Source organism: Caldithrix sp., assembly GCF_056497305.1.
Genome location: NZ_JBSMDE010000166.1, coordinates 1 through 12,692, shown reverse-complemented (window position 1 = coordinate 12,692; position 12,692 = coordinate 1). Strand labels below are relative to the sequence as shown.

Genomic DNA, 12,692 nt, shown 5'->3' with positions numbered 1-12,692 from the left:
AACCTTTACAAAACCGCAAGGGGCACAAAGAAGTAATTATAATTAAAAATTACGAATTATTTTGCCAAGGGACAAGTTTCCCCAGGCGGTGAAGGTCTGTGCCGGCATGTAATTTTTCTTCCCGCTTTAGTCGTAACTCGAGCTTCAGCTCGAGACTTGCCCTAACACCTACACAAATGTTATTCCCATGCAATCGAAAATCCCGATTTTCGGGAACAGGCCAGTCTGGCAGCACCAGCCTGACAGGCCAGTCTGGCAGCACCAGCCTGACAGGCCCGTCTGGCAGCACCAACCTGACAGGCCCGTCTGGCCACCGGACAGGCCAGTCTGGCAGCACCAACCTGACAGGCCCGTCTGGCCACCTGACAGGCCCGTCTGGCAGTACCAGCCTGACAGGCCAGCCCGTCTGGACGGCTGTCTAGCCGTTTGTAGCGAAGGGGAAATCCCGATTTTCGGGGCGAGGGGGAGTTCAGTTTACCAGTGTAAGGGATTCTTCCTCCCCCGATAAATCGGGGGATCAAAATGAACTGTCGGCACGGGCCTGCGTCTCTCAAGCACAGCCTGCCGTTTCTCAAAAAATTTAGAAATCCGTAATTCGTAATTTTAATTTAAAAATGCTCTTTTGTGCATTCCTGGCTTTGGTGTGTTCTCCGCCGCCTTAGCACAAGGGCTGGGCATACGCGGTGGCTTACTGGCCTTCTTGCCCTGTGCTGCGCAGGTTTTCTTCCAGATTTAAAGGCAAAGCATTCTAACTAAACCTGCACTCCGGTTGTTGTCGGCCTGGTTTGGTCATAACCACCTGCCATAGCTGGGTTTGACGCGCTCTAAAGCCTCCGGCTGAACTGAGTAGATAATAACGCCACATGCGGTAGAAGCGTTCGCCATATTTTTCTTTCAATTTTGGCCAGGCCTTTTCAAAATTGGCGTACCAGGCCATGAGTGTTTTGTCGTAATGAGGGCCGATGTTGTGCCAGTTTTCCATAACAAACAAGCCTTCCATCGCTTTAGCCAGTTGAGCAATGGAAGGTAACATGCCATTGGGGAAGATGTATTTGGTCGTCCAGGCGTTGGCGGTGGTAGTGCTTACATTACTGCCAATGGTGTGAAAAAAGGCAATGCCATCGTCTTTCAAAGTACGGTTTACCACTTCCATGTACGTGCGATAGTTTTTATATCCCACATGTTCCATAATGCCAATAGACAAAACGCGATCGTACTTTCCTGAAACATCGCGATAATCCATCAGTTTTAGATTGACCGGCAGGCCTCTTGCCATTTGCATGCCCAGTTCAACCTGTTCTTTAGAAACCGTGACGCCTGTAACTTTTACGCCATATTTTTCTGCGGCGTAAATAGCAAATGAGCCCCAACCGCTACCCAGTTCCAATACTTCCATGCCTGGTTCCAGGTGCAGTTTTTTGCAAACCAATTCCAATTTGGCTTCCTGAGCCTCGTCCAGGTTTTTAGCATCTTTCCAGTAGGCGCAGGTGTAATTCATGCGCTTATCCAGCATGCGTGTGTACAGATCATTCCCAATATCATAGTGCTTTTGACCCACTTCAAAGGCCCGACGCCTGGATTGCAAATTGAACAATTTGGCCCGCAGTACGTGCCACTTCATCTTCAGGCTGCCTTTGACTTTTTCGTCCAGTCTGGCTCGTAAAATGCGGTCAAAAAACTGATCCAGAGCCTCGCAATCCCACCAGCCGTCCATGTAGGATTCACCTAAACCTAAAGCTTGATCGCTTAAAATTCGGTTGTACACGCGGGGATTGTGAATTTGAATATCGTAGGGTTTGTTACCATTGATGGAAATATCAGCTAGTTCTAATAATTGTCGAATGGTTCTTTCTGCAGATGATGCAGACATTTTTAATCCCTCCCATGATTATCCGAATAGGGAAATAACAATTAAATAATAACAAAATTTTACTAAAAATCCAAATGAACAAGATAAAGAAGGGCATGATTTCGTCGAATTAGTTATTGTAGGTTAAAGACTTCTACAAAATTGCAATAATTGTCATTCTGAGCGAAGCGAAGAATCTTATAAGTTAGATAAAAACAGTGGATTCTTAGTTGTCCCGATTCTCAGAACTCCTCAGAACGACAACCACAGTCTTATTTTGCAGAAGTCTAATTGTAGGTTAAACAAGGGAGAGTACAAAATGGCTGCTAAAAATCCGGAACTTTTCGAGGCGTTTAAGAATGAGTTTCCAGAAGTTTTTAAGGCTTATGAGGCCTTAGCCAGCGCCTGTCATCAAAGCGGAACGCTGGATGCCAGAGAAAGGCGTCTGGTGAAATTGGCTCTGGCTATCGGCGCCGGTGCCGAAGGCGCGGTGCATTCCAACGTCAGGCGGGCATTGGATGAGGGGTTGTCTAGAGAGGAAGTGCTGCAGGTGGCTCTTCTGGCCATCACCAGCATTGGCTTTCCACGCGCCATGGCAGCCCTGAGCTGGATTAAGGATATTCTGGAAACATAGCGTAAAGTATTGAAAAACAAATATTGCACAATCAGTGTTAATTATTTAAATTTACCATTCTGAATTAAATAAAAGAATGCATGAGAGATGGAACGAATTTTTTTCAAATCTAAAATACATCGAGCCCGTGTAACCGATGCCAATCTTAACTATGAGGGTAGCCTGAGCATAGATCCGGAATTAATGGCAGCGGCCGATATTTTACCCTATGAACGCGTGGATGTGGTGAACCTGAATTCGGGGGATCGCTTCACGACCTATGCCATTAAAGGAAAGCCCGGAAGCGGGGAAATCGGCTTGAATGGAGGCGCTGCTCGACTGGGACATGTGGGCGATCTGGTGATCATCCTTACCTATGCCCATGTTCCGCAAAGTGAGATCAGCAAACACACCGTTAAAGTGGTTTTAGTTGATGAACAGAACCACATTAAATCGATTCATGAAGACGCCATCAAATAGACAGTCTAATGGATACTGAAATAAAAAGCATCAAATACCCCAAATTCCTGCGTAAACTCTACAAACAATTTCTGGTTTATTTTAACCGCCTTAAATTAACGGAGCATAGTTTTGTTCTCATTGTGGCCGTCATCATCGGTTTGTTAGGGGGATATGGTGCGGTTCTTATTCAGCTTACCATTCGCTGGTTTCAGCATCTGTTCTGGGGTGGAACCTTCAGTCTGGAAACCATCGAAGCCATTGCCTGGTATTGGCGTGTGATTATTCCGGGAATTGGTGGTTTAATTGTCGGCTTGATCATTCAATATTACGCGCGTGAGGCCAAAGGACACGGCGTTCCTGAGGTAATGGAAGCCATCGCATTGAAGAACGGCGTTATTCGTCCGCGGGTGGTCATTGCCAAGTTGTTCTCCTCGGCCCTGTACATCGCTTCTGGCGGTTCGGTGGGTCGTGAAGGGCCGGTCATTCAGATCGGTTCGGCCGTTGGATCGACGGTGGGCCAGTTTTTTAAGGTTAATCCAAAACGGATGCGCGTTTTTGTGGCCTGTGGCGCGGCTTCGGGAATTGCGGCCGCTTTTAATGCCCCGGTTGCTGGCGCTCTGTTTGCCGTGGAGATTATTTTAGGCGATTTTGCCGTTCCGCAATTCAGTCCCATAGTCATCTCTTCGGTGGCGGCTACCATCGTTTCCCGACACTACTTAGGCAATTACCCGGCCTTTGTGGTCCCCGAATATCAACTGGTCTCTCCAATGGAAATCCTGAATTACGTGGTGCTCGGGTTTTTAGCCGGATTTGTGGCTTTGCTGTTTATTAAAACGCTGTACTATTCAGAAGATTTTTTCGATGGCCTGAAGATGCCGGAATACGTGAAGGGCGTTGTTGGCGGTTTGATTATTGGCGGCATTGGTCTGATCTTCCCTTACATCTATGGCGTCGGATACGATACAATGGATCTGGCTCTTTATGGTAAGTTACTCTGGCAAATTGCCGGAGTATTGGTTTTCATAAAAATTTTGGCCACCTCCATCAGTTTAGGCTCCGGTGGTTCGGGGGGTATTTTTGCGCCATCACTATTTATGGGCGCCATGCTTGGCGTGTTTTTCGGACACATGGTCAATCTGTTTTTCCCGGAATGGACAGCCTCGCCAGGAGCCTACGCCCTGGTGGCCATGGGCGGCGTAGTGGGTGCGGCAACACACGGCCCGATTACTGCCATTTTAATTATTTTCGAAATGACCAACGATTACAAAATTATTCTGCCTCTGATGATCACAACCATCATATCGACTTTACTGGCCATGCGTTTGCAGAATGAATCGATTTACACCTTAAAACTGGTTCGGCGGGGTATTAACATTTTTAGCGGTCGCGAAATTAACGTGCTGCGCTCTCTAAAGGTCGAAAATGTGGTCAATCCTACAATTGACTTGGTAACAGTGCAGACCCCATTTGAAAAATTGATTCCGGTGATTGTCAACTCGACACACAATCAAATTTACGTGGTGGACGAAAAGTCTACGTTGGTCGGATTTATTTCCATGCAGGAAATCCGACAAACCATGATGGAGCTGGACACGTTGAAACACCTGCTCATCGCAGAAGATATAGCCAATCCGGATATTCCGGTTGTCCATCTGGAAGAAACATTGGACAAAGTAATGAAACTATTTGGAAAAACCGGTTTAGAAGAGTTACCGGTTGTATCCAATACGGAAAATGGTGAAATTGTGGGAACGATCAGTCAACGGGAAGTGATTGACGCTTACAATCATCAGATTTTCCTGCGGGATATGGCCGGTGAAAGCGAACGCAGCATCAGAGCCGTAACGCAACAGAAACGCGTGCATGTGGTAGGACAGCACTACTTTGAAGAGGTGGAAGTACCCATGGACCTGGTGGGTAAAACATTCAGAGAAGCCGCCATTCGTAACAAGTACAATGTAGAAGTGTTAATGGTAAAGAGAAAGGAGCTGCGGAATGGCCATGAGCACACTTATTATTTTCAGCCAAATGCCGATACTCGTTTGCAGTTGAAAGATGTGCTTCTTATCTTTGGAAATCAGGAAGCCATCGATCGGTTTGAAAAAGCGTGATTAAATCGTAAAGGAGTGGACAATGATTCAATTTAGCGAAGAACATGAAATGGTACGTAAAATGATACGAGATTTTGCGCGGAATGAGGTAGCGCCCAAAGCCATAGAGATTGACGAGCAGGAAACTTTTCCGCACGAAACCTTTAAAAAAATGGCTGAACTCAATTTGATGGGCCTGACCTTTGAAGAGAAATATGGTGGCGCAGGCATGGACTACATCTCGTACGTCATCGTACTGGAAGAGCTGGCGCGCGTTTGCGCTTCAACGGCTTTGTCGTATTCGGCTCATGTTTCGCTGGCGGCCAATCCCATTGCCACCTACGGCACAGAATCTCAGAAAGAAAAATATTTAAAGCCCCTGGCCACAGGCCAGAAAATCGGTTCCTTTTGCCTGAGTGAACCCAATGCCGGTAGCGATGCCGCGCATATTCAGACCAGGGCCCAAAAAGAGGGAGACTATTTCGTTTTGAACGGCTCCAAAGCCTGGATTACCAATGCAGAAGTGGCCGATATCTTTGTTGTGGCTGCCGTAACCGATAAAGAAAAAGGCCCGCACGGTATCTCCAATTTTATTATTGAACGGGGGACGCCAGGATTTGAAATCGGTAAAAAGGAGAAGAAGTGCGGAATGCGCGGCTCCCCAACCAGCGTTTTACATTTTAACGATTGCAAAATTCCGGCTGAAAATTTACTCGGCGAGTTAAATAGAGGCTATCAACAATTTTTAGAAACCCTGGACGGTGGTCGGGTGGGAATCGCAGCCCAGTCGTTAGGCATTGCTAAAGAGGCCTTTAAACGATCCATGCTTTACGCCCAGGAACGCAAAGCGTTTGGACGGGTGATCGGCGATTTTCAGGCCATTCAGTTCAAACTGGCAGATATGGCGACCAAGATTTATGCCGCTGAGAATATGATCTACCACGCGGCCTGGTTGAAACAAAACGGTAAGCCTTACAAAAAAGAAGCAGGCATGGCTAAGTTGTTTGCTTCCGAAGCTGCTACTGAAATTGCCAATCAGGCCATTCAGATTCATGGCGGCTACGGCTACATCCGCGAGTACGAAGTGGAACGATTCTGGCGCGATGCCAAATTATTGGAAATTGGCGAGGGAACTTCCGAAATTCAACGCCTGGTCATTTATCGCCAGTGGAAAGAAGATATTTCTAAAATTTGAGTGAATCATGGAAAATGAACGTAACTTTTTTGAGAAAATAAAAGAGATAAAAGTTGGCCAGCGCAGTCTGGATGACATTCTGATTAAGCTATTACTCGCTCTTTTATTGCTCATACTGGTGCCTCTGATGTTCAACCCACAGCGGCCCCTTAAATTTAGCGATATGAAAGTGGGCAGTATCTCCAATCGTAAAATTGTAGCCCCCTTCGATTTTTTTGTGCTGAAAACAGAACAGGAGCTAAAAGCTGAACAGGATTCGGTTCTAAAGGGCGTCCCCTATTACTTTGTTTATGACGATTCCATTACACAACAAAATATTAAATTATTGCGCAATCTGTTGCCCTTTCTGGAAAATGCCATTCCGCAATACGAAAAAATGGAAAATAAAGAAGAATACCTGAAGAATTTGAGCGATGAGCTCAAACTGGTTTTTGATGTAAATATTTCCTCTTCCAATCTGGCTGTCGTTTTTGATATTTTAAAAAACGCAGAAAACGTCTCTGCTATCCAGCCCATCTTGCAGCAGGCTGAAAAACTGGTAAAAGCTGGTCTATTGAATCGCGAATTAACCACCCTTTCTCGCCCTAAAATTGTAGTGGTGAAAAATGGTGTGGAAGAAAATTTGAGCTTTAGCCAGCGTATGGATCTTCCCGCTTTTCAGAAAACCATGGAAAATGAATTTCTAAAACACTTTCCGGTTAATCAAACGCTGGTGCTGGAATATCTCTTTGTGCGTAGCATTAAACCCAATCTGATCTACGACCAGGCATTTACCGAAAAAACCAAAGAAGAAGCCCTGGCCAATATTAGTCGAACCAAAGACATGGTTTATGAAAATGAGCTGATTGTAGATAAAAACATCCGAATCGACAGGGAGACCTATCAGAAGCTTTACTCCCTGGAGATGGCTATTGCCGAACGCAGCCAGCGGGAGGGACGCTGGCAGGGCTTGCTTTCTTCTTTAGGGCGCTACATGCTAATGGCTGCCATTCTGGCTATTTTTGCCCTCTATCTCTATTCTTTTCGGCCTAAAATATTTAAAGACAACAAGATGTTATTGATGATTACCATCATCCTGATCCTGAATTTTGTGCTGGCAGCTTTGATTTCCCAGACTCTGAACTGGAGTAATTATCTAATCCCCACAACCATGGGCTCCATGTTACTGGCCATTTTAATCGATACCGGCCTGGGCTTTGTAGGCACCGTGATAATTGCCCTTGTGCTTGGTGGATTGCAGGGCGGAGGCTTTGACATTGTTCTGTTCAGCGTGGCCAGTGGGATGGTAGCCATTTACTCGGTTTTCCAAATTCGTAACCGTAACCAGATATTCAAAGCCATTGTTTTTATCTCTTCTGCTTATTTTTGGACCATAGTCGCCATCTCGTTATTTCGTTTTTTACCATTGACCGAGATGCTGAAAAATTTTGCCTATTATCTGCTGCCCAATGCCATCTTTTCGGCCTTTTTTACCTTCATGATTTTAGGCGTTTTTGAAAAGACCTTTGATATTACCACCGATATTACGCTGTTGGAATTGAGCGATTTGAATCATCCCTTGCTTAAAAAACTTTCGTTGGAAGCGCCAGGCACCTTCCACCACAGTATGGTTGTGGGCAATCTGGCAGAAGCCGCAGCCAAGGCGATAGGCGCCAATCCCTTACTGGCGCGCGTGGGGAGCTACTACCATGATATTGGTAAAATGGAAAAACCACAGTATTTTGTAGAAAATCAGATGAACGCGGAAAATCGGCACGACCAACTCAATCCTAATATGAGCGCCTTAATTCTGGCTTCTCACGTTAAAAATGGCATTGAGCTGGCTAAAAAGTATGGTATTCCCAAACGCATACGTGATTTCATTCCGGAACATCATGGCACCAATTTAATGAGCTATTTCTACAACAAGGCTAAAGAAATGTACGGCGAAGACGAGGTGAACGAGAGCGATTACCGCTACCCGGGGCCCAAGCCACGTTCTAAAGAGACGGCGATTGTCATGCTGGCCGATGCCGTTGAGGCGGCCACCAGAACACTGAACAATCCTACGCCCAGTAAATTGCGGGCCTTCATTGAAGATCTGGTGGACAAACGTTTTAAGGAAGGCGAACTGGATGATTCGGAACTGACTTTCAAGGATTTAAAGAAAATTGTCGACGCCTTTTTGCCGGTGCTCTACGGCGTTTTTCAGCACCGCGTAGAGTATCCGGATCAGAAAGAAAAAAAATCAACCACCAAAACAACATCGGGCAAAATAGAGAAGATGGTCATTAAAAATGGAAATTCAAATTCATAATTTCCCACAGAATCTGTCAGGAACAGCAGCGTCCTGGGGCGATCTGGTGCAACAGATCATCGGCGAGCTGGAGATGGCTGTAAAAACGTTGAACATCGTCTTTGTCGATGATCCTACATTGCAGAAGATGCACCTGGAGTATTTGAATGATCCGGATAAAACGGATGTGATGACCTTTGATTTGAGCGACGGCCCCAAAATTGAAGGTGAAATTTACATCAGTACGGAACGGGCCGCCGAGCAGGCCCAAGATTACGGCGTGGCTTTCTCTGACGAAATTCTGAGACTGATCATTCATGGCCTGTTACATCTCAAAGGATTTGACGATCTTGAGCCCGAGAAGCGTAAAGTAATGAAACAAGAAGAAGAGAGATTGGTACAAATGTATGTTGGCCGGATTCAGAGTAACGGATCATAAGAGGCGGAACCATGGGGTGAGGAACGCTTTGCCCGCGTCCGGGGCGCTTAAACTTCAGACGCTTGCTGTTATTGTCCTGATTCCGGTTGGAGATCAATGAAGCAAAACAGAACTTTTTCAAATTTAATAGTTTTTTATTATATTGTGGGCCATAAAAAAAAGTTTGATTAACGCGGAGGTTAATTCCAGATTTGGATCCTGCATCATTATTGTATTTAATGATCTTTGTCATATTGTTGCTGCTTTCAGCCTTCTTTTCGGCTTCTGAAACCGCTTATTTCTCCTTACCCAAATCGACAGTTGAGAAATTTGCACGAAGCAAAAATCCCTTGACGCGTCAGGTAGCTACGCTTTTAAAAGAGCCACGTCGCTTGCTTATTTCCATTATTATCGGTAACACACTGGTTAATGTGGCCATTGCTTCTATTGCTACCTTGATTACCAGCAAAATTATTGTCCAGTACGCCATTCAAAACGCCACTCTGGTATTGCTTTTGAATGTGGTGGTGGTCACCTTTGTCATTTTATTTTTTAGTGAAATCTTGCCTAAAATCACGGCGGTTAAAAACGCAAAAAAATTAAGTCGCCACTTTGCGCTGCCTTTAACCTTTTTCCACTACTTTTTTTACCCCCTATCTTATGTGCTCGACCTGTTTACCCAACAGCTTTCTGCAGCTTTTGGCGCTGACAAGAATAAGTTTGATTTAACGGAAAAAGAGTTGCGCACCCTGGTGGATGTGGGAGAAGAAAAGGGCGCTTTGCAAAAAGAAGAAAAAGAGATGATCCATGGCATTTTTGAAATGAGCGGTACCGTGGCCCGCGAAATTATGGTTCCGCGTACCGATATGATCTGTCTGGAAAAGCAAGCCAGCTTGAATGATGTATTGAGAGCTATTAAAGAACACATGCACAGTCGCATTCCGGTGTACGATGAAACCATCGACAATATTGTGGGCATCCTTTACGTAAAGGATTTGCTGCCGTTCATCAAAAAACGCAATACCAGCGATTTTAAGTTAGAAAAGATCGTTCGGCCGGCTTACTACGTGCCGGAAACCAAGAAAATAAACGAGCTGCTCAGAGAGTTCCAGAAAGAGAAGATTCATATGGCGATTGTGGTGGATGAATACGGTGGTACGGCCGGCCTGGTTACTCTGGAAGATGTGATCGAAGAAATTGTGGGTGAAATTCAGGACGAATACGACAAAGAAACGCCCCACATCCAGAAAGTGAACGAAACAACCTTTCTGGTGGATGGAGGCACGTTAATAGATGAGATTAATGATGAGTTAGGGCTAAGCCTGCCCACGGAAGAAGGAGTTGATACCTTAGCCGGCTTTCTGTTGGGACAATTTGGCTCGGTTCCTAAAAACAGAGACAAAATCGATTTTAACGGTTTTCAGTTCATTATCGAAAAAGCAACAAAAAAGCGCATTCAACTGGTGCGCATCATTCTAAAAAAGCAAAGCAAAGTGGAAGAGTAGTGCAGATGTCCACGGTCAAATCGTTTCTTTCTCGTCTGCCATCAACCCACGCGCTGTTGGTGCGCCTGGAACAAACTTTTCCTGATCTCAAAGGCGAGATTCTTAAAACGGTCATTACGGAGCAGCTGGAGGCCATTCGACGCCATCCCTCAACTTTGGACCTGCAGCGCCTGTTCAAAGAAGAAATCGAACAGATGCTGTTTAGTGTGCTAAAAAAGCAAATAGAGTCGTTACTCAGCGGCAGCCTACACAAAGTGATCAATGCCAGTGGTGTAGTGTTACATACCAATTTAGGCCGGGCCCCGCTTCATCCCATGTGGATGGACTATTTAAAAGAGGTTAGCGCTTACTGCAATCTGGAACTGGATTTACAAACGGGCAAACGGGGGCAGCGTAACGATCACCTTGGGTATTTGTTGCACTTACTAACAGGGGCTGAAGACGGGTTGGCCGTTAACAACAATGCGGCGGCTGTGATGCTAATGCTAAATACCGTGGGCTTTCAGAAAGAAGTTATCCTGTCGCGTGGCGAAATGATTGAGATTGGCGGTTCGTTTCGAATGCCGGAAGTCATGAAAGCCAGCGGTTGTATCCTTCGTGAAATAGGCGCCACCAATAAAACGCATTTAAGAGATTACGCCGAAGCCATCAATGAAAATACAGGCGCCATACTGATCTGTCATCCCAGTAATTATGAAATCAAAGGATTTGTACAAAAACCGGCTCTGGAAGAAATTGTGGCGCTGGCTCATGAACACCATTTGCCTGTTATTTACGATCTGGGCAGTGGGTCCATGCCCGAAACAGCGCATCTGGCCGGAGGCTACGAACTGGAAATCAATACCATTGTGAAGGCGGACGTGGATTTAATCTCTTTTTCCGGAGATAAATTATTGGGCGGCCCGCAGGCTGGAATCATTGTCGGTAAAAAACAGTATGTGCAATTGTGTGCTAAAAATCATCTTTTGCGCGCTTTGCGCCTGGACAAATTGATGATTAAATTGTTGCAGGTGGTTCTGAGCCAATACCTGTTTAAAGATTGTTCCCAACGATTGCCGGCGCATCAGGTCTTGAAAATGGACGAGAACATTTTAATGGAACGCTGCCGTACCTTTCTGGATTCGATAGAGCCGGAAATTAAAGAGCAATTCGTTATTGAAAGAGTGGCCGGCAAGGTGGGTAGCGGGGCTTACCCTCTGCTGCCACTTCCTGGTGTAGCTTTGAAATTTGTGGGCCGTTCGATAAAAGCAGATCGCCTCAGTAAAAAACTCCGTGAACAAAGTCCGGCCATTATTACGTACGTTGAAGACGATCAGGTTATTATTGATCTGCGTACTGTTTTCCCCGAAGAGGAAAAGTTATTGAAAAGGGGCATTGAAATGGCATTTAAAGCTTTAAAATCTGAAGGTTAAAATAAAAAAAGGCTGCTCACAAGCAGCCATGTTGTGGAGCTGAGGGGATTCGAACCCCTGACCCCTTGAATGCCATTCAAGTGCTCTCCCAACTGAGCTACAGCCCCATTTATTAACAATCTTATTTTTTGTTCAACACTGTTTTCAAAGAGCCTATCGAACCCCTGACCTTCCCGATTGCTCGGGACGCTCGCTTCCTGTACGTAAGTCTTTATTTTAGATCAACAAATATAATCAAATAATCAGAATGTGTCAACTGGAATTTCCCGCAAAATGGATTATCCCCCTAAATTTTACTGATAATCTTGTTGAGCAAAAACTGTGGCAGCAGAGCAGCAATTATTAATTGACTACAGAAAAAGCATAGCCACAGATGAACCAAAAGAGCATTTTTAAATTACGGATTTCGAAATTTTTTGAGAAACGGCAGGCTATGCTTGAGAGACGCGGGCCTGTGCCGACACGACATTCTGATCCCCCGATTTATCGGGGGAGGAAGAATCCCTTACACTGGTAAACTGAACTCCCCCTCGCCCCGAAAATCGGGATTTCCCCTTTGCTACAACCGTCCAGACTGGCCTGTCCGGTGGCCAGACTGGCCTGTCAGGTTGGTGCTGCCAGACTGGCCTGTCAGGTTGGTGCTGCCAGACTGGCCTGTTCCCGAAAATCGGGATTTTCGATTGCATGGGAATAACATTTGTGTAGGTGTTAGGGCAAGTCTCGAGCTGAAGCTCGAGTTACGACTGAAGCGGGAAGAAAAATTACATGCCGGCACAGACCTTCACCGCCTGGGGAAACTTGTCCCTTGGCAAAATAATTCGTAATTTTTAATTATAATTACTTCTTTGTGCCCCTTGCGGTTTTGTAAAGGTT

At 45.5% G+C, this 12,692-nt stretch carries 11 protein-coding genes and 1 tRNA gene; 9 read left to right on the top strand and 3 right to left on the bottom strand.

Annotated elements, in window-relative coordinates; translation table 11 throughout:
* Positions 1-179: 179 nt before the first annotated feature.
* Together ACWB0I_RS14010 and cfa are read right to left on the bottom strand one after the other, a co-directional pair.
* A complete protein-coding gene (locus ACWB0I_RS14010) occupies positions 180-554 on the bottom strand; it encodes a hypothetical protein (protein ID WP_479388692.1) in 375 nt (124 codons plus the stop codon).
* Positions 555-748: 194 nt separating this feature from the next.
* A complete protein-coding gene (cfa, locus tag ACWB0I_RS14005) occupies positions 749-1,870 on the bottom strand; it encodes a cyclopropane fatty acyl phospholipid synthase (protein WP_479388691.1) in 1,122 nt (373 codons plus the stop codon).
* A gap of 298 nt (positions 1,871-2,168) precedes the next feature.
* On the opposite strand from cfa, the gene ACWB0I_RS14000 reads away from it, so the two are divergent.
* The 8 genes from ACWB0I_RS14000 to selA all read left to right on the top strand — a co-directional run bounded on the left by ACWB0I_RS14000 (position 2,169) and on the right by selA (position 11,819).
* The gene (locus ACWB0I_RS14000) at positions 2,169-2,483 is read left to right on the top strand and encodes a carboxymuconolactone decarboxylase family protein (protein ID WP_479388690.1); all 315 of its coding nucleotides are present in this window, start codon (positions 2,169-2,171) and stop codon (positions 2,481-2,483) included.
* A gap of 87 nt (positions 2,484-2,570) precedes the next feature.
* On the top strand, positions 2,571-2,942 hold the full coding sequence (gene panD / locus ACWB0I_RS13995) for an aspartate 1-decarboxylase (protein ID WP_479388689.1): 372 nt from the start codon (positions 2,571-2,573) through the stop codon (positions 2,940-2,942).
* An 8-nt stretch (positions 2,943-2,950) separates the two neighbouring features.
* The gene (locus ACWB0I_RS13990; protein ID WP_479388688.1) at positions 2,951-5,035 is read left to right on the top strand and encodes a chloride channel protein; all 2,085 of its coding nucleotides are present in this window, start codon (positions 2,951-2,953) and stop codon (positions 5,033-5,035) included.
* Positions 5,036-5,057: 22 nt separating this feature from the next.
* Entirely contained in the window at positions 5,058-6,209 is a 1,152-nt protein-coding gene (locus ACWB0I_RS13985; protein ID WP_479388687.1) for an acyl-CoA dehydrogenase, read from the top strand.
* Between the two features lie 7 nt (positions 6,210-6,216).
* Positions 6,217-8,505 (top strand): HD family phosphohydrolase, encoded by a 2,289-nt coding sequence (locus ACWB0I_RS13980; RefSeq protein WP_479388686.1) that lies wholly within the window; start codon positions 6,217-6,219, stop codon positions 8,503-8,505.
* Positions 8,486-8,923, top strand: coding sequence for an rRNA maturation RNase YbeY (gene ybeY, locus ACWB0I_RS13975; protein WP_479388685.1), 438 nt, complete (start codon positions 8,486-8,488; stop codon positions 8,921-8,923). The genes ACWB0I_RS13980 and ybeY overlap by 20 nt, the downstream gene beginning before the upstream one ends.
* Positions 8,924-9,114: 191 nt before the next feature.
* Complete coding sequence (locus ACWB0I_RS13970; protein ID WP_479388684.1) at positions 9,115-10,407, top strand: hemolysin family protein; 1,293 nt, start codon at positions 9,115-9,117, stop codon at positions 10,405-10,407.
* A 5-nt stretch (positions 10,408-10,412) separates the two neighbouring features.
* Positions 10,413-11,819: an L-seryl-tRNA(Sec) selenium transferase gene (selA, locus tag ACWB0I_RS13965; protein WP_479388683.1), complete on the top strand. Its 1,407-nt coding sequence runs from the start codon at positions 10,413-10,415 to the stop codon at positions 11,817-11,819.
* A gap of 34 nt (positions 11,820-11,853) precedes the next feature.
* On the opposite strand, the gene ACWB0I_RS13960 is transcribed toward selA, so the two are convergent.
* Positions 11,854-11,926: transfer RNA gene (locus tag ACWB0I_RS13960), tRNA-Ala, on the bottom strand.
* Between the two features lie 449 nt (positions 11,927-12,375).
* On the opposite strand from ACWB0I_RS13960, the gene ACWB0I_RS13955 reads away from it, so the two are divergent.
* Positions 12,376-12,513, top strand: a complete 138-nt coding sequence (locus ACWB0I_RS13955; protein WP_479388682.1) for a hypothetical protein — start codon at positions 12,376-12,378, stop codon at positions 12,511-12,513.
* Positions 12,514-12,692 lie beyond the last annotated feature (179 nt).

Bases quoted from the DNA above. Each gene is read 5' to 3' on its own strand.
- ybeY (WP_479388685.1), top strand. From the start codon at position 8,486: ATGGAAATTCAAATTCATAATTTCCCACAGAATCTGTCAGGAACAGCA.
- selA (WP_479388683.1), top strand. From the start codon at position 10,413: ATGTCCACGGTCAAATCGTTTCTTTCTCGTCTGCCATCAACCCACGCG.
- ACWB0I_RS13985 (WP_479388687.1), top strand. From the start codon at position 5,058: ATGATTCAATTTAGCGAAGAACATGAAATGGTACGTAAAATGATACGA.
- panD (WP_479388689.1), top strand. From the start codon at position 2,571: ATGGAACGAATTTTTTTCAAATCTAAAATACATCGAGCCCGTGTAACC.
- cfa (WP_479388691.1), bottom strand. From the start codon at position 1,870: ATGTCTGCATCATCTGCAGAAAGAACCATTCGACAATTATTAGAACTA.
- ACWB0I_RS13990 (WP_479388688.1), top strand. From the start codon at position 2,951: ATGGATACTGAAATAAAAAGCATCAAATACCCCAAATTCCTGCGTAAA.
- ACWB0I_RS14000 (WP_479388690.1), top strand. From the start codon at position 2,169: ATGGCTGCTAAAAATCCGGAACTTTTCGAGGCGTTTAAGAATGAGTTT.
- ACWB0I_RS13980 (WP_479388686.1), top strand. From the start codon at position 6,217: ATGGAAAATGAACGTAACTTTTTTGAGAAAATAAAAGAGATAAAAGTT.